Source organism: Biformimicrobium ophioploci (assembly GCF_030270605.1).
GTDB classification, from domain to species: Bacteria; Pseudomonadota; Gammaproteobacteria; order Pseudomonadales; family Cellvibrionaceae; genus Biformimicrobium; species Biformimicrobium ophioploci.
This window is the reverse complement of sequence record NZ_BSYJ01000002.1, coordinates 365,935-387,976: the sequence shown is the minus strand read 5'-3', so window position 1 is coordinate 387,976 and position 22,042 is coordinate 365,935. Positions and strand designations below refer to the sequence as shown.

Below are 22,042 nucleotides of genomic sequence, written 5' to 3'. Positions count from 1 at the left end.
ACTTGCCACAGACCAGGCCACTTGCCGCAGGGTCACGCTGTGCGTGCCGAAAACCACTGGTGCAGTGAAGGTGAAAGACGCTTCAGCCACCACATCCAGTGGGTCGCCCGATGCGGTAACAGCATAAACTTGTTTTTCTGTACTGCGCGATAGATCATCTGCGCAATGTCCGCGGCAGACAGCGGAGACGCTTCCATGGCTTTCCCCACTCCGGCCTTGGCCCTTTCGCTGGTAGTCAACATGGAATCCAGCAGTCCGGTACGGAACAGATGCGGACAGACCACTGTGACACCGATATTATCGCCAGATAATTCCGCACGCAGGGTTTCGGAAAGGCTGATCACCGCCGCCTTACTGGCGTTATAGCTACTCATTTTTGGCGAGGATGCGATGCCCGCGATCGAAGCAATGTTGACGATATGTCCCCCGCCCTGCGCCTTCATGGCCGGTGCGAATACTTTACACCCACGCACCACGCCCAGGGTATTGATATCCAGCAGGCGCTGCCAGCTCTCCAGTGACTCACGCTCGATCCGTCCGGTGCTGGCGACGCCGGCGTTATTCACCAGTACATCCACCCCGTCCCAGTGCTGCTCGCACGCGGCCAGCAGGGTTTCAAAGTCGGTTTCCTCGCGCACATCGCAGTGCTGGTAGAAAGCGTCGGCACCGAGGGTTCTGAGCTCCCCCACCACCGCTTCACCTTCCGCCTCGCGCACGTCCGCCACCGCGACGCGCCAGCCTTGCCGGGCAAAGCACAGCGCCAGTTCGCGACCGAGGCCGCCGGATGCTCCGGTAATCGCAACGCGGCGCGCCGCCAATTCACTCTTCTTGTTGCTGGACATGACTTTCTCTACCGTTTTCTCTGTTTTTTATTTTCCAGGGGCAGCATTCGCTCTCAAATCACACGTTTTCGCACACTACCTCGGTTGACTGACTCACCTCGAGGAACGGGAGTATCTCCGCCACCAGCTCCTCCGGTTTATCTTCCTGGATAAAGTGGCCGCCGCCGCGGATGATCTTGTGCGTCTGGCCGCGGGCGCCCGGCACATGCTTCTGAAATGTTTTTTCAAAACCGCGGGCGACCGGATCGCGGCTGCCAAACAGGGTCAGGAAGGGCTTATGAAACTGTTTCAGGCCGTCCCAGGTTTCCTTATTCAGCGGCACCCCCGGGTTATCCGGATGGATAGCAATAAGCTGCGGGAACTGCAGTATTCCCGCCTGGTAACGGCGTGCCGGGAACGGCGCCTTGCGGTAGGCATCGTACTTCGCCTGGTTGAACTGTTCGCACTGGATTGCGTTCTTAAAGGCCATTCTCCAGGGAAAGCTCGGCATCCAGCGCATCACGGCCAGCCAGATATCCAAATAGCGGTTGCCTCCCTTACCTGCGGGCACGCCGGTATTACTGGCGATCACTCGGTCGAAACGCTCCGGGAACTTGGCCACCAGGTGCAGACCAATGGTGCCACCCCAGTCCTGGCAGAACAGGGAGATGTTGCGCAGGTCATTGGCGAGCAACCATTTCTTCATCCAATCCATGTGCCGTGCGAGGGTGTAATACTGCTTGCGCGCGGGCTTGTCGCTGCGCCCGCAACCTACCAGGTCCACGGCAATAACCCGGCGCCCGCTCTGCAGCAGCCCCGGTATCATTTTGCGGTAAAGATAGGCCCACGTGGGATTGCCGTGCATCAGCAGGATGGGCTCGGCATCCCGCGGCCCCTCGTCCACATGGTGAATACGAATTTCCGTTCCATCGTCATCAAGGATGGTGGTGTAGTGCGGCGCAAAGTCATAGCCCGGCAGGTTCTCAAAACACGCGTCAGGCGTGCGCAGTATGTCCATCATCTCAGTCTTCCGTCTTGCCCTGTCACACCAGCTTCAACATCAGCTTGCCGTGGTTTTCACCACGGTAGAGCATGTCCACCGCCTGAGGAAACTGCTCAATCCCCTCGATTATATGCTCGCGAAACTTGAGCTTGCCCTGCTTTTCCCAGGCCAGCAGCTCCACAAACGCCGCGGGCATTTGCTTGAGATAGTCGCGCATGGTGAAGCCCTGCATCAGCCCGCTCTGTGCGATCAGCTGCATGTAATTACCCGGGCCGACCATATTTTCCAGCTGCCCGTACTGGGAAACCGCACCGCACAACACAATGCGCGCGTGACGGTTTATGCGCGCGAGTACTGCATCCAGAGTTTCGCCACCCACACCGTCAAAGTACACGTCGATGCCGTCGGGAGCGGCTTCGCTCAGGGCCTCGCCAAGGCTTCCCGCGCGATAGTCGATCACCGCATCCAGCTCCAGTTCCTCACGCAAATAGGCGCACTTGTCCGGCCCGCCGGCAATACCCACCACCCGGCAACCTTTGAGACGCGCGATCTGGCACACCACATGGCCAACCGCACCGGCTGCAGACGACACCACCACCGTCTCGCCCGCTTGCGGCTTACCGATATCCAGCAGGCCAAAATAGCCGGTAAAGCCGGTCATCCCCAGGCCGCCCATATAGCGGCTCAACGGCGCCAGTTGCGGGTCGACTTTGCGCAGTGTCCTGCCGTTCAGGGTGGCGTGGGTCTGGATACCGGTAAAACCGGTGCAGAAATCACCAACTTTGAAATAGTCCGTGCGCGAGGCAATCACCTCACCGACCCCAAAGCCACGCATCACCTCACCGGGCGGCACCGACTCGATATAGCTGCGCTTGTTGGTAATCCAGCCCTTCATGGCCGGGTCGATGGACAGATAGTGGAGCCGGATCGAGACCTCCCCCTCCTGCGGTTCGGGTAACGGGTCGTGGCTGAATGCCCAGGTTTCTGCTGTTGGCAGGCCCGGCGCAGGCTTTGCGAACCGCACCTGTGTTACGTTGCCACTCATAGGAAATGCCTCTCGTTTGGACTGTGCAGGCAGGCTTTGGCCCGCATCGACTTCGCATTGACTTGTGAGGCCAGTTTCCACTATTGTCACAATCAGTGTCAATTTTTCGAATTGACCAATTCCAACACACAAAATGACATTCCCGCTGATAGAGCGTACAGGGGTTGGGTATGGAGTCACATACAGTCTGGATCATTGGCGGCGCACTGGTCACTTATGGCCTGTTCCGGTGCTGGTATGTGGGCTTTGGCAAACGTGTATCGCCGGAACTGCGCGACCGCATGAAGCTGGCCATGGAAGAGCTGGGCATTCCCGAGTTCCAGCGGAGGAACGTTCTCCAATTCCTTGAGCGGGACGACGGCAAAGATTTTGTGATGGTCAACCTGATGGAACTCAAAGAACCGCGCGCAGAGTCGCGCAAGAAGCTGACCGCATACTCGCAGATATTCCTCGGGAGCCTGCTCCGGCGCGCCGGACACCCGGTGGCATTGGCCACAGCGGCCTCCGGCAAGATAGAAAGTGTCAACGTGTCACCGGAGTGGGACTGGGAAGCGGCCTTCCTGGTGCGCTACCGCAGCCGCACGGACTTTGCAGAGGTGATGCTCGAGACCCTGGGCAGTGAGCACCATGGCCTCAAGCTCGACGCACTGGCACGCACCCTTGCCTTTCCGGCCGCACCTTGGTCACTCATCGGTGGCCCGCGCATTCTGGTGCCGCTAGTGATTGCCTTACTGGCCACAAGCGCTCTCTACATAAGTGCGCTTTACACCGGGGCCTGACGGCGCCGCCTCTATGAACAGACGAAACAGAAATACACAACAAGAAAACGACCACGAAAGCCCCATGAAGAAACTCGCCATTACCCTTGCCCTGCTCATGGCCGCCGGTTACACCGGCTGGCAGAACCGGCTCGACCTGCTGTTGTGGGCGGCGCCCAAACTCACCGAGCTGCGTAGTTCAATTGCCCCCAACCAGCCGGTGACCTGGTCGCAGGGGCCCGAGGTGGCCACGCAGGCACCCGCAGAGCGACCACCCAACGTCATCCTGATTCTCGCCGACGACCTGGGCTTCAATGACATCTCCCTCACCAATGGCGGCGCCGCCGATGGCAGCCTGCAGACACCCTCCATCGACAGCCTCGCGGCCGCGGGCACCCAGTTCACCAACGGCTATGCCGCCAACGCCATCTGCGCACCCTCCCGCGCCAGTCTGATGACCGGGCGCTACTCCACGCGCTTCGGTTTCGAGTACACCCCAATCTTCAAGCTGGGACCGCGGATTTTCCAATGGATGGAGGACCTGGAGCCCCGCACCCCTCCGGTACTGGTGGACCTGGACGTGACCGCCTCGCTGCCCCCCTTGGAAGAGCTGGGTATGCCGGCAGAAGAAGTCACCATCGCCGAAGCACTTAAGCAACAGGGCTATTACACCGCCCATATCGGCAAGTGGCATCTGGGCACCGGTAACGGCACGCGCCCGGAAGAACAGGGCTTTGACGACAGCCTGTATATGAAAGGCACCCTGTACCAGCCCGCCGATCACCCCGAGGTGGTGAATGCGCGGGTGCACGGCGATGGTATCGACAACATGATCTGGGCGACCGGCACCTACGCAGCGCAGTTCAACGGCAGCGAGCCCTTTGCCCCAGACGGTTACCTCACCGATTATTACACCCGCGAAGCGGTCAAGGTGATCGAAGCCAACCGCAACCAGCCCTTCTTCCTGTACCTGGCCCACTGGGGCGTGCACAACCCACTGCAGGCGTCCCGCGCAGATTACGAAGCGCTGTCTCACATCGAAGATCACCGCCTGCGGGTCTACGCGGGGATGATCCGCGCCCTCGATCGCAGCGTAACCAAGATCAACGCCGCACTGGAAAAGCACGGCCTCAGCGACAACACCCTGGTGATTTTTTCCAGCGACAACGGCGGTGCCGGCTACCTTGGCCTGCCGGACCTGAACAAGCCCTATCGCGGCTGGAAGCTGTCGCACTTCGAGGGCGGTACTCATGTACCCTTCCTGATGCGCTGGCCGGCACAAATTCCCGCGGGCGGCACCGTCACCGAACCGGCACATCACATTGACCTGTTCCACACCATCGCCGCCGCCGCGGGCGCTCCGGTACCCGGCGACCGCAAGCTCGACGGCATCGACCTGCTGCCGGCCATGCGCGGCGAGGTCGACGCAAACCTGCAGCGCCCACTGTTCTGGCGCCAGGGCCACCAGCAGAGCGTGCTTTCCGAGGGCTGGAAACTAATCCGCGCCGCGCAACCGGACAAGCCCGGTGCCGGCCCGCAGAAGTTCCTGTTCCACCTCGCGGCCGACCCCACCGAGCAGCGCGACCTGAGCGCGGAACAGCCGGAGAAAGTCGCCGAACTGGAAGCGCTACTTGCAGCCCACAACGCCGAACAGGTGCCGCCGGCATGGCCCAGCGCGGCGCAGCTGCCAATCCTGATCGACAAGACCACCAACGAAGTTACCGAGGCCGGTGACACCTACCTGTACTGGCCCAACTAAACACGCACTGGAATATTTGGAAGCTTGACCATGAGTAACAACAAAACCGTACTGGTGACCGGCGGCTCCTCCGGCCTCGGCGCACAGTTCTGCCGCACTCTGGCCGCCAACGGCTATACCGTGGTTGCCGCCGCGCGACGCCTGGAGCAACTGCAAGCCCTGTGTGCAGAAATTGAGGAGGCCGGCGGCAAGGCCTACCCGCTGGCGCTGGACGTGACCGACCTCGGATCTCTGGCTTCCGCCATCGACAAGGCGGAAGCCGCGGTCGGCCCCATCACCTGCCTGGTCAACAACGCCGGCAGCTCGGTGAGCAAGAAAGCCGTGGACATGACCCCGGAGGATTTTGATTTCGTAGTGGACCTGAACCTCAAGGCCCCGTATTTCCTCTGTACCGAATTCGCCCGCCGCTGGATCGCCAACGGCATCCAGGGCCGTATTGTGAACGTGGGCTCCGTCTCTGACCGCAAGGCAATGCCCGGACACACCGTGTACGGCACTACCAAGGCCGCCATCGCCCGCCTCACCCAGCAATTTGCCCGCGAGTGGATCAACAAGGGCATTTGCGTGAATGCACTGGCACCGGGCTATATCCGCACCGAACTCAATGCCGAATACTTTGACAGCCCCGCCGGCCAGGCAGTGGCCGCGTTTATGCCGCGCCGCCGTGTGGGCAAGCCCTCCGATCTGGACAAGGCCATCCTGTACCTGTGCGAACCGGACCAGGAATTTTTAACTGGCCAGGTACTGGCACTGGATGACGGCCAGTGTCTCTAATCCGGCACTGCGTTAACCCCAATGAATAGTTTCCCGGAGAAGTGACAGCCATGAGCGAACAGAACAACCCCCTGTTTAGCCCTTTCAGCGTGAAGAGCCTGACCCTGCAAAACCGCGTGGCAATGGCGCCGATGACCCGTGATTTTTCCCCGGGCGGCATACCCGGTGACGATGTGGCCGGCTACTACCGCCGCCGCGCCGAAGGCGGCACCGGACTGATCATTACCGAGGGCACCACGGTCAACGACCCGGTAGCCAGCCTCAGCCAACGCGTGCCGGAATTTCACGGTGAAGCCGCGCTCGCCGGCTGGAAAAAAGTAGTGGAGGATGTGCACGCTGCCGGTGGCAAAATTTTCCCTCAGTTGTGGCATGTGGGCACCGCGCGGGACGCGCGTAAGTCTGCCAACCCGGAGCTGCCGAGCGCCGGCCCTTCAGGGCTGCTAAAGCCGGGCAAACAAATTGCCGAGCCCATGACCACCGCGCACATCGAGCGCGTGATCGAGGCCTTTGCCGAGGCGGCTGCCGACGTGCAAAAGCTCGGGTTTGACGGAGTCGAACTCCACGGTGCACACGGCTACCTGATCGACCAGTTCTTCTGGGAAGGCACCAACCAGCGCAGCGATGCCTGGGGCGGCAGCATGGCCAAGCGCGCGCAATTTGCGGTGGAGGTCATCAAGGCGGTGCGCGCCGCTACCGGCCCGGACTTCCCCATCATGCTGCGTTACTCTCAATGGAAGCAGCAGGACTACACTGCGCGCCTGGTACAAACGCCGCAGGAGCTGCACGACTTTCTCGCACCACTGGCGGATGCGGGCGTGGACCTGTTCCACTGCTCCCAGCGCCGCTACTGGGAACCGGAATTTGAAGGGTCGGACCTCAACCTGGCCGGCTGGACCAAAGAACTCACCGGCAAGCCCACCGTGACCGTGGGCTCGGTAGGGCTGAACGGGGATTTCTTTGGCGCCTTTGCCGGGCAATCTTCCGAGACCCGCGCCATCGACGATTTGCTGACGCGACTCGAGCGCGGCGAATTCGATCTGGTGGCCGTAGGCCGCGCCCTGTTGCAGGACCCGCAGTGGGCGAACAAAGTCCGCGATGGCCGCCTCGATGAGCTGCAGTCTTTTAGCGGCGAATCACTCGCTCGCCTGACCTGAGGCTGCAGGGTAAACGAATACCCTCAGCCTGCAGGCTCCGGCTGCCCTGTCAGCAACTGCTGGATCGTGCGGGCCACCAGCCACAGGCGGTCCTGACCCCACACTGCGAGCCGCTCATGGCCGCTCTGGTCGAGCAGACGGAAGCTCGGCACGCCCCACAGGCCCGCCTGGTATAGCGCCTCTCGATTGCCCTCCAGTAAAGTTTCCCAGTCGCGCTCGCCCTGAGGTGTGCGCGCGTCTTCAGCGAGGATGTCCTGCGCTGTCTGCCAATCCAGCCCGGCCTGCTCCACCACGTAACGCAGGCCCCGCTCTTTATTGGTATTGATGCCTTCGGCAAACGCCGCCCGCAGGAAGCAGGACATCAGCTCGATTTCCCGCCCCTGTTTACAGGCCCAGGGATACAACGCATAAGCGCTGCGTACCGGGTCGCCAATGGGATCGTAGAAGTTACCGAAGTCGACCCCCGCTGCACGCGCTTCTCGCGCCGCGTCGCTAAAGATATACATGCCTTTCTCGCGGGTTGCCGGCACACCGCGCATCACCATTGGCAGCACGGGCCGCAACACCAGCCTGATACCAGCCGCCCGCGCAAAGGCCACGACTTGATCGAAGCAGACTGCGGTGTAGGGGCTACGCAGGGACGGGAAGCATTCCAGGGTCAGGCTGCCAGCACCCTCGGGCTCAATCGGTTCCACCGGCGGGCGAGGTGCCAGCAGTGGCTCCCCGGCGCGGTGGTCCGCGCCCAGCGCAGCCAGGCGCTGCTCCAGATGGTAGAGCCGGTCGACGCCCCAGTACCATTCATCGCCGTAAAAGAACATAGCACCGGAGTAGTGCTTGAGTTGCTGCCGCCGCGCGTTACCGGCGGCAATGCGTTCCGCCACCCGATCGTCACTGGCACTGCACCATTGATCGGCCAGTGCCTGCAGGCGAGCCCGGTCACCGGCCCACAGGGCCTGCCCAACTTCCGCCGCGCAGCCCATGAAACCGCCTAAATCCTGAGCACAGAGGATGGCGGCGGCCTGCCGCACCAACTCCTGTGCGGGGGCCGCGTCACCCGCGGGAAAACGCAGTTTGTAGTGCGGGGCGATCAGGGCGGCATCCAGCCGCGACAGGCGCGCGAGCAATTCCGGCTCGGCCACATTGTCTCCGCTCGGTGCACTGACCAGGTGGATGACCAGCCCGATGTCATAGCGCTCGGCCAGCGCCGCCAGCATCTGCGCTGCCAGGTGGCTGTAACCATCATCCACCTGGTGGAAATACTCCACTACATGCGCCGCACCGGCGCGCTGGCGGCGCCTTTCCACCCGCTCCCGGCGCGCTTCAATGCGCTGTGGCGCACACATGCGGGTGACGACCTTCGACGTCAACCAGCGCAGCAAGGGGCCAGGGTCCATGGTGGCCGCGCCGCCCTGCTCTTTGAATGTTTGCGCCATTTCAATTCCCCTTCAACCTATTGTATTGTCCTAGTTTATGCCATTATATTTGAAGTTACTATTTTGAAGATTCTATTTTGAAGATACTACTGCGGCAGCCAGAATCCCGACGGCCGCCGAGCGACCAGGAAAAAAATAATGAACAGACCTTGGCAAGAGACCCTTTATCCACCAGGCGTTCCTGCAGAAATCAATCCGGATGCATACCACTCGATCGCTGAAATTTTTCAGGAATCGGTAAAGAAATTCTCCCAAAACCCCTCATTTATCAGCATGGGCAGAGAACTAACCTACGCCCAGCTGGGGGAAAAAGCCGAGGCCTTTGCCGCATTCCTGCAGCAGGACCTGGGGCTTGTCAAGGGCGACCGCCTCGCCATCATGGTACCCAACCTGCTGCAATACCCGATTGCACTGTTCGGCGCCCAGATGGCAGGTATTACCGTGGTCAACGTCAATCCACTGTATACAGAGCGCGAACTGCGCCACCAGCTCAAGGACTCCGGCAGCAAGGCAATCCTGGTGTTTGAAGTCTTCGCGCACACCCTCGAGGCGGTCATCGAAGAGACGCCGGTGGAACACGTGATCACCACCGGTGTGGGCGACTGCCTGGGCCTCAAGGGCAAATTGATCAACTTTATGGTGCGCACGGTCAAGAAGGCAGTGCCCGCTTTCCGCCTGCCGGGTGCTATCGGGTTCAACGAAGCCCTGGCCCGCGGTGCGCGCATGACCCTGTCGCCGGTAGCCATCTCCGGGGAAGATACTGCCTTTCTGCAGTACACCGGCGGCACCACCGGTGTGGCCAAGGGCGCGGTGCTGAGCCAGCGCAATATCATCGCCAATATGCTGCAGGCGCGGGCCATGATTGAGCCGATCATGGAAGAGGGCAAGGAAATGATGGTCACGGCCCTGCCGCTCTACCATATCTACGCCCTCACCTGTAACTGCCTCGCGTTTATTTCCAGTGGCGGCAGCAACCTGCTGATCGCCAACCCCCGCGACCTCGAGGGTTTTGTCAAAACCCTGTCCAAGTACCGCTTCAGCTTCTTCACCGGGGTCAACACCCTGTTCAATGGTCTGATGAACACCCCCGGTTTCGACCAGCTGGACTTCAGCGGCCTCAAAGTCACCATGGCGGGCGGCATGGCCACCCAGCGCGCAGTGGCGGAAAAGTGGCAACAAAAAACCGGCTGCGCAGTGCTCGAAGGCTTCGGCCTCACCGAGTGCTCTCCCTGTGTATCCGTGAGCCCCTACACCCAGGAGCACTTCAGCGGCGCCATCGGCGTGCCCCTGCCCTCTACCGATGTACGTCTGGTAGACGAGAACGGCAAAGATGTCGCCACCAGCGAACCCGGCGAGCTGTGGGTCAAGGGCCCTCAGGTGATGCAAGGCTATTACCAGCGCCCGGAGGCCACTGCCGAAATCCTGCAAGACGGCTGGCTCGCCACCGGTGACATCGCCACCCTGGATGAGGATGGCCTGCTGCGCATTGTCGACCGCAAGAAAGACATGATCCTGGTCTCCGGCTTTAACGTATTCCCGAACGAAATCGAGGAAGTGGTCGCGATGCACGAATCCATCGCTACCGCCGGTGCCATTGGCGTGCCCTGCGATCAGACCGGAGAGAAAGTGCGCGTGTACGTGGAGGTTCATGAGGGTGAGCTGGATACCGAGGCACTGATTGCCCACTGCCGCCAGCACCTCACCGCCTACAAGGTGCCGCGGGAATTCGAAGTGATGGATGAATTGCCAAAAACTCCTGTTGGCAAAGTGTTGCGTAAAGACCTGCGCAAACTCCTGATCGAAGCCTGATACCCGACCAAACGAAATTTTAGAGAGTTATTGTCATGCCCGAATATAAAGCCCCGCTACGCGACATGCAGTTTGTACTCCAGGAAGTGTTCGACTGCGAGACCCACTATCGCAAGCTCGGTTTCGAGGATGTCGACGCGGACACCATGAATGCCATTTACGAAGAAGCGGCCAAGTTTGTAGAGGAGGTTGTCGCGCCCCTGAACCGCATCGGCGACGAACAGGGCTGCCAGTGGAACGACGGTGAAGTGACCACGCCTGACGGGTTCAAGGAAGCCTACGAGCAGTATAAGGAAGCGGGCTGGCCAACCCTGGCGCAGAGTGAGGCGTTTGGTGGCCAGGGCCTGCCACATTCGCTGCAGCAGCCGATCAGCGAAATGATATCCGCAGCCAACCACAGCTGGAGCATGTACCCGGGCCTCAGCCACGGCGCCATGGCAACACTGGAGGCGCACGGCACCGACGCCCAGAAAGCCCGGTTCCTGCCGGCGCTGGTCGAAGGACGCTGGACCGGCACCATGTGCCTGACCGAGCCCCACTGCGGCACTGACCTGGGCCTGCTGCGCACCAAGGCCGAAGTCAACGATGATGGCAGCTACCGCCTCAACGGTAGCAAGATTTTTATCAGTGCCGGTGACCACGACCTGGCAGAAAACATCGTGCACATCGTGCTGGCGCGCATCCCCGGCTCCCCGGCGGGCACCAAGGGTATTTCGCTGTTTATCGTGCCCAAGGTCAACGTCAGTGAAGAGGGCGCGCTTGAGGAACGCAACGGTGTGCATTGCGCCTCCATCGAACACAAGATGGGCATCAAGGGCAGCGCCACCTGCGTACTCAACTTTGACGACGCCCGCGGCTACCTCGTTGGCGAGGTCAACCGCGGCCTCAATTGCATGTTCACCTTCATGAACTCTGCGCGCCTGGGCGTAGCACTTGAGGGCGTGGCCGCCTCGGAAGCCGCCTTCCAGGGCTCGCTGACCTACGCCCGCGAGCGCCTGCAGATGCGCGCCCTGTCCGGCGCCAAAAACCCGGACGGGGCGGCCGACCCGATCATCGTGCACCCGGACGTGCGCCGCATGCTCCTGACCCAGAAAGCCTTTGCCGAAGGCGGCCGCGCCATGAGCGCCGACCTGTCGTTGCTGATCGACACCACTCACAAGAGTCAAGACGCGGACGAACGCGCGCGTGCGGAAGCCAAGCTGGCCCTGCTCACCCCTATTGCCAAGGCCTTCCTCACCGAGACCGGCATGGAGTCCACCAGCCACGGCGTACAAGTGTACGGCGGCCATGGTTTCATTTCCGAATGGGGCATGGAACAGCTGATGCGCGACACCAAGATTTCCTGCCTGTACGAGGGCACCACCGGTATCCAGGCACTGGACCTGCTGGCCCGCAAGGTGCTGGGCAGCCAGGGCGAATTGCTGAAGGGTTTCATGCAGGAAATGGGCAGTTTCCTCGGCCAGTGCAACGCAGACGAACAACTGGCACCGCGCGCCGCGGTGATTGGCCAGTACCTGGAAGAGCTGCAGTCGCTCACCGCAACCATCGGCAAGCTCGCCGCAGCCAACCCGGAAGAGATCGGTGCGGCTTCGGTGGACTACCTGATGTTCGCCGGTTACGTCACGCTGGGCTACTACTGGCTGCGCATGATGGCCACTGCGCAGGAGAAGCTCGCCGGTGGCAGCGGCGATACGGATTTCTATACAGCCAAGCTTCAGACCGGTGCTTTCTACTTTGACCGGGTACTGCCGCGGGCCAAGAGCCACAGCGCCTGCATCCAGAACGGCGGCGACAGCATGATGGCCATCGCTGCGGAGCACTTCGCATTCTGATTCCTCCAGCGTAGCTGGCTATACGTCACCTTGCTGATCTCTTGGGCCCTTACTGGGCCCTTTTTTTGCAGCCGCACAGCATACACTCAGTACACCGTTAAATCCGCATAATCAAAATGCACAACCAGTTTCAATACCAGTAAAGCACCCCATACAAAAGGGTATTGGGCAGGGTAACTTTCCAGTTTTCAGATTGCTTGCGAATACGCGCCCGGAACACTGCGAACTCCAGCAGGTGCACCACAACCAGTATCAGCCCCAGTCGCTGCAGGCCCTGCTCATAGGGCATGTCTACCCCGGGGACAATGCTCACCAGGATCACCAGCCACAATATGATCATCAGGGCTTTCAGTATTTTTTTCAGCATTCATCTTCTCCAACATTGATCGGGGAATATTTCATAGAATTAGAACATAAAAAAGGCCGCTTGCTGCGGCCCATAAACATGCGTCAAGCGCATCTGCTTAACGCAACGGCCCCCACACTTCCAGGTGCTTGTGGCGCTCTACCCGGCGGTCGGTACGCAGGCTCAGCATCGCTTCCAGCCCGGTCTCGGCAAACAGCGCCGTGATGGCTTCCTGTTCGGCGTGCGTTGCCGCGTCGTAGCTGTCCTGGATGCGCTGCAGCAGGTAGAAACGATACGGCATCACCCAAGTACTCAATGATATGCCGCGCCACTGGAACTCTGCCTTGCCGATCATACGTGTGGCGGGATTTTCGCATCCGTTGGTACCGTCCTTCAGGTCCGGGCGCTCGCGCAACCATTGGTTGGCAAAGGCCACATGCGCCTCCAGCTCCGGCAGGTATTCCTCGGCCACATAGCGCATCAGCGCCTTCAGGGTATCGGGAATAGCGTCATCGGCAAACAGCGGAGCGTTTTCTCCCACATATTCTTCTGCATACTCCACGGCTACCTGTTCCGGCGCATGCATACGCTCCACCCAGCGCGCCACCCGCGGCGCCGTCTCACGCATCAGCGCGGCGGGTTTGGGGTCGCGCGCCATATGCCCGTAGAGCGGGCCGGTGAGACCATAGTCACCGAGGGTTGGGCGGCCACCGAGCAGGTAGGGTGCAGCGGCGAGATGCTCGGAGAAAAGCGCCAGGAATTCGGCGTAAGACTGTTCGATCAGTGCACGCGCCTCGACCGGCGCGCCAAAGCCGACCGCGGCCTTGCGCATGCGCCCGCTGGCAAACTCGAATATTTGCGTACGCCCATTCTCATCCGTGCCGGGCGGTACCAGGCCCGCACAGAACTCATCTTTCAGAAAGGTCAGGTTTTCCTCGTCGAAGTGCCAGCGGTAGTGCATCGCCGGGCGCAATAGCCCTTCCCCGCCAAACAGCTCGAACAGGTGCGCCACGGTGCGCTGCAGCGGCGTATCCGGATAGGCCGACTGGCGGTACAGGCCCTGCTGCTCGAAGTAATCGATGATGTCGGTACCGTCCTGAATCACCTCACCCGCGGTACTCTCCACCACCGGCATGATAAAACGGCCGAGCTGCGGCACGATCGCCTTCTGGTAATGCGGGTGGTTCACCCCGCACTCGGTAAACCCGATTCCCTGCTTGCGCATATAGCAGCGTACCTTGGCGGTATACAGCGAAGCGGGGATTCCATACATCACATAGGGCTCGGTCATCGGGCTACTCCGGTCTGGTAGTGAACTGCGCAGGCGGCAACGGGCCCCGCAGCGGCTTTATTGGTATTTTTACTCTCGACCAAATAGTGGCATACTTTGTGACATTAGGTAAAGCGATGCGCGCACAAGTGCACAGCTGGCATCATTCCGCCATTGGAAGTGCCGAAAGGAGCCACACAATGAACACGAACAAAAAAATTATCCTGGGACTTGGAGTGATCGCCATCGCCGCTCTGGCTCTGTTCAGCCAGCGTGCAAAGATCGCGCCCGTCCTGATGGAGCGTGCCATGCCGCGGATGATGGCCGCCGACACCCTCGCAGAACTGGGTGATGGCCTGCACGTTGCCGTGTGCGGTGCTGGCAGCCCCATGGCCGACCCGCAGCGCTCCGGCCCCTGCCTGCTGGTGATGGCGGGCGAAAACCTGCTGATGGTGGATGCCGGCAGCGGCGGTGCCAAGACCATCGGCATGATGCGCCTGCCCATCGGCGAGATTGATGCGGTGCTGCTGACCCACTTCCACTCCGATCATATCGACGGTCTCGGCGAAGTGGCCACCCTGCGCTGGGCCAGCAATGCCAACACCAGCCCCCTGCCGGTGCTTGCCCCGGAAGGCGTGCAGCAGGTAGTGGAGGGCTTCAACCAGGCTTACGCCCAGGACATGCAGTACCGCCACGACCACCACGGGGATACGGTGGCACCGCTGTCCGGCAAAGGCATGGTGGCGCAGCCGTTTGCAGTACCCGCAGACGGCGTGGGCGAGGTTATATGGGACCGTGACGGGCTGCGCATCACCGCCTTCCGCGTTGAACACGCACCCGTGGAACCGGCAGTAGGCTACCGCTTCGACTACGCCGGCCGCAGTGTGGTGATCAGCGGCGATACCGTGCAGTCGCCCAACCTGGAGCACTTCGCCAAAGGCGCCGACCTGCTGCTGCACGAGGCGCTGTCACGCAAGCTGGTCGGCATTATCGGAAAAGTCGGCAAGCAAACCGGCAACGCCATCGCCGCCAAGGTGATGCATGACATACAGGATTACCACACCAGCCCCAGCGAAGCCGCCGAAAGTGCGCAGCGCGCCGGCGTTGGCCACCTGGCCCTGTACCACCTGGTGCCACCACTGCGCGTGCCGGCTATGGAGGCGGTATTTGTGGACGGCCTGGACGAGATTTATTCAGGTCCGGTGACAATCACCCGCGACGGTACCCTGTTCTCCCTGCCCGGCGGCAGTGACGAAATCCGCATGATCTCAGAAGGGCTCTGAATAGCCCTACAGGAATCACACAATGAAAAAATGGTTTACCCGCACCGCACTGGCCCTGCTGGCGTTTTTCGCCTGGGCTTTTTGGCTGGCTTTTTTCTCCGCCCGCCCACCGCTGACCACCGACCCCGCTATCCTCGCCGGCGACGGTAGCACCCTCAACTACTGCGCGCTGCCGGAACTGGACGGCAGCGGCAAGATGGCCGCCGACATCCCCAAGGGCAACACCCCCGGCTGCGCTTACGAGCACTTCCCGTTACCGATTCTGGCCGAGTGCACCGAGCCGCTGGCTGATGGCACGGCGGACCTGCGCGGCCTGTGGATTGGTGTAGAAGGCGGATACAAAGGTCATCTGGAACGGGTCGAGCAGTGCGGCGAGCGGATGGTCATCACCTCAGCCGGCATCATCCACGACCTGGGTCCCAACAGTACCGGCGGCCTCACCTCTAACGATACCGAGGGCTCCGTCCTGTTCACTGCTGGCGAACGCGAATACTGCGCTCGCAGCTCCGCCGGCACCACCTGGAATAACGGCGTACTGGAGTTCCGCGTATTCGGCTGGGGGCCCGTCGTGGTCAAACGCTACATGGATGGCGAACAACTGGTGTGGGAATACGCCGACGGCAGCACCACCCGCATGGACCGCCTCTGCACCCTGCCGGAAGAGCACAAAACGCCGAAGCTACGGGGAAAACGCTTCAAATTATTCTAAACAGGTGAGAGGGTCGCAGGACGGTTATTGGCCGCCCGCTTGAAAGGTGCCGTTATATGTAACCTTCTGTCCTAATGTGCCGTTGACGCCATAGGACTGTTCGATCCAATGGTAGCCCCCCCCCTGATCCACCATCAGCACGGTCGACGCCCGCGTGCCGTAGGTTTCGCTGCGAATAAAAATGGAGGACAGCATGCGCTCAGTCTCGATGGGCACGCCCGTATGCGGCAGGTTGACATCCTCCGCACGGGACTCGTCGCGCAGTAACATCATCAGTTGGTCCGGGTCTGGCGATCCGGTGGAACTGACGTAATCCTCCATCGCCCTGACACCGCGGCTCAGTTTCGGCCACGGAGTATTGAGTGCGGCGTTGGAGAGCCCGAAAAAACCGGACTCCAGCTGAACCGCGAGCGGATTACGATTACTATACACGTGTAGCGCATTCCAGTGGCCGAACAGCAAATTGAAACCGGAATAGCGTTCCCCCTCCTGTTCCAGCATTTCCAGATAATCACTGTCTTGGTGGGAGCCGCGCAGGTAATCCAGTACCAGGCCGCCACGACTCGGGCCACCCTCCACGACTTCAGTCGGCCCGCGCACATTGGTCAGCGCAGCGACGCGCCCACTGCGGGATAACCCCATCCAGCTGCCCCCCGCCTGCTCGTCCCGACCCGCCAATACGACTTCATCAGGCTGCCACAGATGACTGGACCTGGTGGGACGCGAGTAGAACTCATCGCGATTGGCCGCGACGATCAGCGGAAAGTCTTCGTGTTTGCGGATGGCAAGAAACAGGATGCACATGAATTTTTTGCTCGGGTTACTTGCGCCCGGAAAATAAAAAGGCGCCACGCAAATTTTACTGAAATGCTCTCAAGCGCCCAAGCACCGCGTACTGAGCGCCAACTGGCGTGACTTTTCACAGCGTCAAACATTATAAGAGCAAAAACAGTGATAACTAAACGTTCCAGCAGCCAGCTGGCGTTTAATTCGTATTATTTATATAAACAAGTGTAGTGATAACGGCGGGCATTTAGTGCAGGCAGCGAAGAGCCCTCACATCTGTCGTAGCAACGTCGGTCTGTCACACTGATAAAAACGATCTTCCGCCAGCCATGGAATGGCCGGCGCCTGATTACACAGTATCAAAAACGGAGGGAATTGCCGTGGTTGATGTTGTAGTACCCGAGCTGTGGCCGCTCATCGCCTATTTTCTTGCGGTGCTGGGACTGGTTGTACTGATGCTCACCCTCTCGCACTTTCTCGGCCAGCGGCGCAGGGACAGGGCCACCGATGAACCCTATGAGTCCGGCATTGTCTCCGTTGGCAGTGCGAGGCTACGCTTCTCTATCGGCTTCTATCTGGTCGCCATCCTGTTCGTAATCTTCGATCTCGAAGCCATTTATCTGTTCGCCTGGGCCATCTCCTTCCGCGAAGCCGGCATGCTCGGATTCATCGAGGCGAGCATCTTTATCGGTGTACTTCTGGTCGGCCTCATTTATCTGTGGCGCCTTGGCGCGCTCGACTGGGGCGGCAAGCAAAAAAGCCTGGAGCAGCGGGAAAGCGTCAACGCAAACAACGGGAAATAACCGGGCGGACACGCAAAAAAATAACAGACAAACAGCAACAGAATAAGCACAAGGAAGCCGCACATGCGCTGGCGAATGACGAAGGCAGACGCGCCCAACATAATTACTTCCAGCAAAACGTCCGACTACGACGATGACCTGAAGAAAAATATATTGCTCACCAAGCTGGAAGACCTGGTCGCCTGGGGCAGGAGCAACTCCCTGTGGCCATTCAACTTCGGCCTGTCCTGCTGCTACGTGGAAATGGCCACCTCATTTACCAGCCGCCACGATATCTCCCGCTTCGGTTCAGAGGTTATCCGCGCTACGCCGCGCCAGGCGGACCTGATCGTGATATCCGGAACTGTTTTCATCAAGATGGCGCCTGTTTTGCAGCGCCTATACGAGCAGTTGATGGAACCGCGCTGGGTGATCTCCATGGGCTCCTGCGCCAACTCTGGTGGTATGTACGATATCTACAGCGTGGTGCAGGGCGTGGATAAATTCCTGCCGGTGGATGTCTATGTGCCCGGTTGCCCGCCGCGCCCGGAAGCGCTGATGCAGGGCCTCAACCTGTTACAGGAATCCATTCAGAAAGACCGTCGGCCACTGAGCTGGGTAGTGGATGACCAGGGTGCCCGGCAAGTGCCCAATCCCAGCCAGCGTGACAAGCATCGCGACAGCCGTATGCGGGCCACCACCCTGCGCCCGCCAACTACGGTTTAGGGGTTCGCCATGCAATCAGATACCCTGACCCGCAAGCAACCTCTTCCCACAAAGACCTATGCGCTCGCCGCCCGCGCATTTCTGGCGGAGATCCGCCGCAATGCCAATGATGCCTGGTACCAGCTGCAGGATTGCGCCGACGGTTTCCCCACACTGTGGACTACCCCCGGTAATGTAATTGCCCTGCTGCGCTACCTGAAACACAAAATCCCGCACCCGTTTGCAATGCTGTACGACCTGACGGCGATTGACGAGCGCCTGCGGATCAACGACTACGGGCGGCCGCAGGGCACGCAAAAACCAGACTTTACCGTGGTCTACCAGTTGCTGTCCGTGGAGCGTGACCTGTTCATCCGTATCAAGGTGCCTCTCACGGAGAACGCTCTTTCGTTGCCGAGCGCCACTGCACTGTGGCCGAACGCCAACTGGTATGAACGCGAAGTCTGGGACCTGTTCGGCATCGCGTTTGATGGCCACCCCCACCTACGCCGTATCATGATGCCGCATACCTGGAAAGGCCACCCGCTGCGCAAGGACCATCACGCGCGCGCAACGGAGGTAGACCCATTCACGCTCAGCGATGAGAAGCAGGACCGCGAGCAGGAAGCGTTGCGCTTCCGGCCGGAAGAATGGGGCATGGCCGACCACGGTGAGGACAGTGACTACATGTTCCTCAACCTGGGGCCGAACCACCCCAGCGTACACGGCGTCTTCCGCGTGGCATTGCAGCTCGATGGCGAGCAGATCATCGACTCCGTCCCGGACATCGGCTACCACCATCGCGGCGCGGAGAAAATGGCAGAGCGCCAGGCCTGGCACAGCTACATGCCCTACACCGACCGCATCGACTACCTCGGTGGGGTCATGAACAACCTGCCGTACGTACTGGCACTGGAGCAACTGGCCGGCATCAAGGTACCACCGCGTGCACAGACCATCCGGGTGATGATGGCCGAGCTCTTCCGTATTTCCAGCCATCTGGTTTTTTACGGCACCTTTGCCCAGGACGTAGGCCAGATGTCGCCTGTGTTCTACATGTTCATCGACCGGGAAAAGCTGTTCGGCATCGTCGAGGCCATCACCGGCGGGCGCATGCATCCGGCCTGGTTCCGTATCGGCGGCGTTGCGCAGGACCTGCCAGAGGGCTGGGACAGGATGGTGCGGGAATTCCTGGACTACATGCCTGCGCGCCTTGCCGAATACGAGGGCATGGTGCTCAAGAACAAACTCCTGCAAAAGCGTACCCGTGGCATAGGCGTTTACAACACCGCAGAAGCGCTGGACTGGGGCATTACCGGCCCGGGCCTGCGCGCCACCGGGCTGGACTGGGACCTGCGCAAGCGGCGCCCCTACTCCGGCTATGAGCAGTTCGAATTCGATGTACCAACGGCTAATGGCGGCGACTGTTTTGATCGCTGTGTTGTGCGGGTGGAAGAGATCCGCCAGAGCCTGCGTATTATCGAGCAGTGCCTGAACAATATGCCGAGCGGACCCTACAAGTCCGACCACCCGCTGACGACGCCCCCCGCCAAAGAGCGGACCATGGAGGATATAGAGACCCTGATCCAGCATTTTGTGAACAACAGCTGGGGGCCGGTGATGCCGGTTGGGGAAAGCTGCTTTCCGATCGAGGCCACCAAGGGCCTGAACAGCTACCACATTGTCAGTGACGGCGGCACCACCTCCTATCGGACCCGGATCCGCACCCCATCTTTCCCGCACCTGCAGATGATTCCACATATCTCCAACGGGCTGATGGTGGCGGACCTGATTGCAATTATCGCCAGCATCGACTTTGTCATGGCGGACGTCGATCGATAGCTGGCAGGACAGCTGGCAAGCACGAGAAAAACAAAAGATTAGGCAGACCTGAATGGCCAGAACGATTGAAAAAGCAGTGACTGTTGAGCCTGAGATCATCGCGCGGGAGAAGGTGCCCGGCCCCTATGCCAACTACCTGACCGCGCAGGAAAAAGCGGAGATCGACCACGAGATCCCGCGTTACGAAACCAAACGTGCGGTGGGCATCGACGCGCTGAAGATCGTACAGAAATACCGCGGCTGGATTTCCGATGACACTCTCAAGGCCGTGGCCGAATACCTGTCGCTTTCGGTCGCTGAACTGGAAGGCGTTGCCACTTTCTACACCCTGATCTTTCGCGAGCCTGTGGGACGCCAGGTGATCTATTACTGCGACAGCGTCAGCTGCTGGATCATGGGTGGCGAGCAGGTACGCGCAAAGCTCGAGGAACACCTGGGCATCAAGCCCGGCGAAACCACTGCCGATGGCGAATACACATTAATCCCGATCCAGTGCCTCGGCGATTGCGACAAGGCACCGGTAATGATGGTGGGTGAGCAAATGCATCGCCACCTGAGTTGCGAAAAAATCCGGGAAATTTTCGCGGGAGAAAACGCATGAAGGCCTCCACCCCGCTCACCAAAAATATCGGCCCGGAAAATATTGCGGCAACAATCGAGCAATACCAGGCGAACGGTGGCTATGCGGGCCTGAAGAAAGCCCTGTCCACCATGCAACCGAATGATGTGGTGGAAACCGTACAGGCTGCCAACCTCCGCGGCCGCGGGGGTGCAGGCTTCAATACCGGCCTCAAGTGGAGTTTCGTGCCCCGTGGCGAAGGCAGCCCGGCAACCAAATACCTGGTCTGCAATGCGGATGAAATGGAGCCCGGTACCTTCAAGGATCGCCTGTTGATGGAGCGTGATCCACACCAGTTGATCGAGGGCATGATCATCTCTGCCTATGGCATCGAGGCGGTCAGGGCCTACATCTTCATCCGTGGTGAATACCACCTTGCCGCTGATCGCCTCGAGCACGCGATCGAGGAAGCCTACGAACACGGCTATCTCGGCCACAACATCTGCGGCACGAAATTCTCACTCGACCTGTATGTCCACCGCAGTGCCGGCAACTACATCTGCGGTGAGGAGACCGCCCTGCTCAACGCCCTCGAGGGCAAGCGGGCCAACCCGCGCGCCAAACCGCCATTCCCGCAGGTCAGTGGGCTGTGGGGCAAGCCGACAGTGGTCAACAATGTCGAGACCCTGTGCAATATCTCCCACATCATCGCCAATGGGCCGGAATGGTACCGGGGCCTCGGCAAGGGCGCCGATGCCGGAACCAAGCTGTTTGGTGTGAGTGGCCGGGTCAAGAACCCGGGTACCTGGGAACTGCCGATGGGTACCAGCATCCGCGAGATCATCGAGTTGCATGCCGGCGGCATGCAGGACGGCTACAAACTAAAGGCCTTCCTGCCCGGCGGCGGCTCCACGGATTTCCTCGGCCCCGAACACCTGGACCTGCCCATGGACTATGACGCCATCGGCAAGGCCGGTAGCCGCATGGGCACCGGCACCATGATCATTCTCGACGACAAGACCTGCCCCATCGGTATGGTACGCAACCTGATGCGCTTCTTTGCCAAGGAATCCTGCGGTTTCTGTACGCCCTGCCGCGACGGCCTGCCGTGGGTCGAAAAAATCCTCACCGATATCGAACAGGGCAAGGGCAGCGTGCGTGAACTGGACCAGCTGGCGCAGCAGGTCTGGAACATGCGCCCGGGCAATACATTCTGCGCACTGGCACCCGGCGCCGCCGAGCCGCTGCAAAGCGCACTGAAGATGTTCCGCAAGGAATTCCTCGATCATATCGAAAGGGGCTGCTGCCCCTATGAAGCGGCCGAAACACGTTTTGTCGGCGCCTGATCGCGGCATGGAAAGCACTCTGAAGG

General features: G+C 60.4%; 20 protein-coding genes. 13 read left to right on the top strand and 7 right to left on the bottom strand.

Annotation, left to right across the window (positions count from 1 at the left end):
- Positions 1–32 precede the first annotated feature (32 nt).
- Genes QSJ80_RS05165 through QSJ80_RS05155 form a run of 3 tightly spaced genes read right to left on the bottom strand, consistent with a single transcriptional unit; the run spans position 33 to position 2,869 of the window.
- Entirely contained in the window at positions 33–842 is an 810-nt protein-coding gene (locus QSJ80_RS05165) for an SDR family oxidoreductase (RefSeq protein WP_285763264.1), read from the bottom strand.
- A 58-nt stretch (positions 843–900) separates the two neighbouring features.
- Positions 901–1,842, bottom strand: a complete 942-nt coding sequence (locus QSJ80_RS05160; RefSeq protein ID WP_285763263.1) for a haloalkane dehalogenase — start codon at positions 1,840–1,842, stop codon at positions 901–903.
- A 22-nt stretch (positions 1,843–1,864) separates the two neighbouring features.
- Complete coding sequence (locus tag QSJ80_RS05155) at positions 1,865–2,869, bottom strand: NADP-dependent oxidoreductase (RefSeq protein WP_285763261.1); 1,005 nt, start codon at positions 2,867–2,869, stop codon at positions 1,865–1,867.
- Between the two features lie 170 nt (positions 2,870–3,039).
- On the opposite strand from QSJ80_RS05155, the gene QSJ80_RS05150 reads away from it, so the two are divergent.
- From QSJ80_RS05150 to QSJ80_RS05135, 4 genes are all read left to right on the top strand, one after another.
- Positions 3,040–3,648, top strand: a complete 609-nt coding sequence (locus tag QSJ80_RS05150) for a hypothetical protein (RefSeq protein WP_285763260.1) — start codon at positions 3,040–3,042, stop codon at positions 3,646–3,648.
- 64 nt (positions 3,649–3,712) lie between these two features.
- On the top strand, positions 3,713–5,386 hold the full coding sequence (locus tag QSJ80_RS05145; protein WP_285763259.1) for a sulfatase-like hydrolase/transferase: 1,674 nt from the start codon (positions 3,713–3,715) through the stop codon (positions 5,384–5,386).
- A 30-nt stretch (positions 5,387–5,416) separates the two neighbouring features.
- Positions 5,417–6,160: an SDR family NAD(P)-dependent oxidoreductase gene (locus tag QSJ80_RS05140; protein WP_285763258.1), complete on the top strand. Its 744-nt coding sequence runs from the start codon at positions 5,417–5,419 to the stop codon at positions 6,158–6,160.
- A gap of 50 nt (positions 6,161–6,210) precedes the next feature.
- On the top strand, positions 6,211–7,314 hold the full coding sequence (locus QSJ80_RS05135) for an NADH:flavin oxidoreductase (RefSeq protein WP_285763257.1): 1,104 nt from the start codon (positions 6,211–6,213) through the stop codon (positions 7,312–7,314).
- A gap of 23 nt (positions 7,315–7,337) precedes the next feature.
- Here the strand turns inward: QSJ80_RS05135 and QSJ80_RS05130 are convergent, their stop codons facing one another.
- The gene (locus QSJ80_RS05130) at positions 7,338–8,747 is read right to left on the bottom strand and encodes a DsbA family protein (protein WP_285763256.1); all 1,410 of its coding nucleotides are present in this window, start codon (positions 8,745–8,747) and stop codon (positions 7,338–7,340) included.
- 138 nt (positions 8,748–8,885) lie between these two features.
- On the opposite strand from QSJ80_RS05130, the gene QSJ80_RS05125 reads away from it, so the two are divergent.
- Both QSJ80_RS05125 and QSJ80_RS05120 read left to right on the top strand, forming a co-directional pair.
- Positions 8,886–10,556, top strand: coding sequence for an AMP-binding protein (locus tag QSJ80_RS05125; protein WP_285763255.1), 1,671 nt, complete (start codon positions 8,886–8,888; stop codon positions 10,554–10,556).
- 35 nt (positions 10,557–10,591) lie between these two features.
- Positions 10,592–12,388 carry an acyl-CoA dehydrogenase C-terminal domain-containing protein gene (locus QSJ80_RS05120; RefSeq protein ID WP_285763254.1) on the top strand — a complete coding sequence of 599 codons (1,797 nt, stop codon included), beginning with the start codon at positions 10,592–10,594 and terminating at the stop codon, positions 12,386–12,388.
- A 130-nt stretch (positions 12,389–12,518) separates the two neighbouring features.
- Here QSJ80_RS05120 and QSJ80_RS05115 read toward each other — a convergent pair whose 3' ends face one another.
- Positions 12,519–12,755 carry a DUF1145 domain-containing protein gene (locus tag QSJ80_RS05115; protein WP_285763253.1) on the bottom strand — a complete coding sequence of 79 codons (237 nt, stop codon included), beginning with the start codon at positions 12,753–12,755 and terminating at the stop codon, positions 12,519–12,521.
- Positions 12,756–12,852: 97 nt separating this feature from the next.
- Positions 12,853–14,025, bottom strand: coding sequence for a glutathione S-transferase family protein (locus QSJ80_RS05110; protein WP_285763251.1), 1,173 nt, complete (start codon positions 14,023–14,025; stop codon positions 12,853–12,855).
- Positions 14,026–14,204: 179 nt separating this feature from the next.
- Between QSJ80_RS05110 and QSJ80_RS05105 the strand changes: the two genes are divergently transcribed.
- Positions 14,205–15,287 carry an MBL fold metallo-hydrolase gene (locus tag QSJ80_RS05105; protein WP_285763250.1) on the top strand — a complete coding sequence of 361 codons (1,083 nt, stop codon included), beginning with the start codon at positions 14,205–14,207 and terminating at the stop codon, positions 15,285–15,287.
- A 22-nt stretch (positions 15,288–15,309) separates the two neighbouring features.
- The gene (locus QSJ80_RS05100; protein WP_285763249.1) at positions 15,310–15,996 is read left to right on the top strand and encodes a hypothetical protein; all 687 of its coding nucleotides are present in this window, start codon (positions 15,310–15,312) and stop codon (positions 15,994–15,996) included.
- Between the two features lie 24 nt (positions 15,997–16,020).
- Here the strand turns inward: QSJ80_RS05100 and QSJ80_RS05095 are convergent, their stop codons facing one another.
- The gene (locus tag QSJ80_RS05095; RefSeq protein WP_285763248.1) at positions 16,021–16,800 is read right to left on the bottom strand and encodes an NRDE family protein; all 780 of its coding nucleotides are present in this window, start codon (positions 16,798–16,800) and stop codon (positions 16,021–16,023) included.
- A 362-nt stretch (positions 16,801–17,162) separates the two neighbouring features.
- On the opposite strand from QSJ80_RS05095, the gene QSJ80_RS05090 reads away from it, so the two are divergent.
- The 5 genes from QSJ80_RS05090 (at position 17,163) to nuoF (ending at position 22,016) form a co-directional block, all read left to right on the top strand.
- Complete coding sequence (locus tag QSJ80_RS05090) at positions 17,163–17,585, top strand: NADH-quinone oxidoreductase subunit A (protein ID WP_285763247.1); 423 nt, start codon at positions 17,163–17,165, stop codon at positions 17,583–17,585.
- Between the two features lie 75 nt (positions 17,586–17,660).
- Positions 17,661–18,290, top strand: coding sequence for a NuoB/complex I 20 kDa subunit family protein (locus tag QSJ80_RS05085; protein WP_285763245.1), 630 nt, complete (start codon positions 17,661–17,663; stop codon positions 18,288–18,290).
- A 9-nt stretch (positions 18,291–18,299) separates the two neighbouring features.
- Entirely contained in the window at positions 18,300–20,111 is a 1,812-nt protein-coding gene (gene nuoC, locus QSJ80_RS05080; protein WP_285763244.1) for an NADH-quinone oxidoreductase subunit C/D, read from the top strand.
- A 52-nt stretch (positions 20,112–20,163) separates the two neighbouring features.
- Positions 20,164–20,712, top strand: coding sequence for an NADH-quinone oxidoreductase subunit NuoE (nuoE, locus tag QSJ80_RS05075; RefSeq protein ID WP_285763243.1), 549 nt, complete (start codon positions 20,164–20,166; stop codon positions 20,710–20,712).
- Positions 20,709–22,016, top strand: coding sequence for an NADH-quinone oxidoreductase subunit NuoF (gene nuoF, locus QSJ80_RS05070; protein WP_285763242.1), 1,308 nt, complete (start codon positions 20,709–20,711; stop codon positions 22,014–22,016). The genes nuoE and nuoF overlap by 4 nt, the downstream gene beginning before the upstream one ends.
- Positions 22,017–22,042: the final 26 nt, after the last annotated feature.

Excerpts from the sequence above, each read along its gene's own strand:
- QSJ80_RS05165 (WP_285763264.1), bottom strand. The coding sequence starts at position 842 with ATGTCCAGCAACAAGAAGAGTGAATTGGCGGCGCGCCGCGTTGCGATT.
- QSJ80_RS05160 (WP_285763263.1), bottom strand. The coding sequence starts at position 1,842 with ATGATGGACATACTGCGCACGCCTGACGCGTGTTTTGAGAACCTGCCG.
- QSJ80_RS05155 (WP_285763261.1), bottom strand. The coding sequence starts at position 2,869 with ATGAGTGGCAACGTAACACAGGTGCGGTTCGCAAAGCCTGCGCCGGGC.
- QSJ80_RS05150 (WP_285763260.1), top strand. The coding sequence starts at position 3,040 with ATGGAGTCACATACAGTCTGGATCATTGGCGGCGCACTGGTCACTTAT.
- QSJ80_RS05145 (WP_285763259.1), top strand. The coding sequence starts at position 3,713 with ATGAAGAAACTCGCCATTACCCTTGCCCTGCTCATGGCCGCCGGTTAC.
- QSJ80_RS05140 (WP_285763258.1), top strand. The coding sequence starts at position 5,417 with ATGAGTAACAACAAAACCGTACTGGTGACCGGCGGCTCCTCCGGCCTC.
- QSJ80_RS05135 (WP_285763257.1), top strand. The coding sequence starts at position 6,211 with ATGAGCGAACAGAACAACCCCCTGTTTAGCCCTTTCAGCGTGAAGAGC.
- QSJ80_RS05130 (WP_285763256.1), bottom strand. The coding sequence starts at position 8,747 with ATGGCGCAAACATTCAAAGAGCAGGGCGGCGCGGCCACCATGGACCCT.
- QSJ80_RS05125 (WP_285763255.1), top strand. The coding sequence starts at position 8,886 with ATGAACAGACCTTGGCAAGAGACCCTTTATCCACCAGGCGTTCCTGCA.
- QSJ80_RS05120 (WP_285763254.1), top strand. The coding sequence starts at position 10,592 with ATGCCCGAATATAAAGCCCCGCTACGCGACATGCAGTTTGTACTCCAG.
- QSJ80_RS05115 (WP_285763253.1), bottom strand. The coding sequence starts at position 12,755 with ATGCTGAAAAAAATACTGAAAGCCCTGATGATCATATTGTGGCTGGTG.
- QSJ80_RS05110 (WP_285763251.1), bottom strand. The coding sequence starts at position 14,025 with ATGACCGAGCCCTATGTGATGTATGGAATCCCCGCTTCGCTGTATACC.
- QSJ80_RS05105 (WP_285763250.1), top strand. The coding sequence starts at position 14,205 with ATGAACACGAACAAAAAAATTATCCTGGGACTTGGAGTGATCGCCATC.
- QSJ80_RS05100 (WP_285763249.1), top strand. The coding sequence starts at position 15,310 with ATGAAAAAATGGTTTACCCGCACCGCACTGGCCCTGCTGGCGTTTTTC.
- QSJ80_RS05095 (WP_285763248.1), bottom strand. The coding sequence starts at position 16,800 with ATGTGCATCCTGTTTCTTGCCATCCGCAAACACGAAGACTTTCCGCTG.
- QSJ80_RS05085 (WP_285763245.1), top strand. The coding sequence starts at position 17,661 with ATGACGAAGGCAGACGCGCCCAACATAATTACTTCCAGCAAAACGTCC.
- nuoC (WP_285763244.1), top strand. The coding sequence starts at position 18,300 with ATGCAATCAGATACCCTGACCCGCAAGCAACCTCTTCCCACAAAGACC.
- nuoE (WP_285763243.1), top strand. The coding sequence starts at position 20,164 with ATGGCCAGAACGATTGAAAAAGCAGTGACTGTTGAGCCTGAGATCATC.
- nuoF (WP_285763242.1), top strand. The coding sequence starts at position 20,709 with ATGAAGGCCTCCACCCCGCTCACCAAAAATATCGGCCCGGAAAATATT.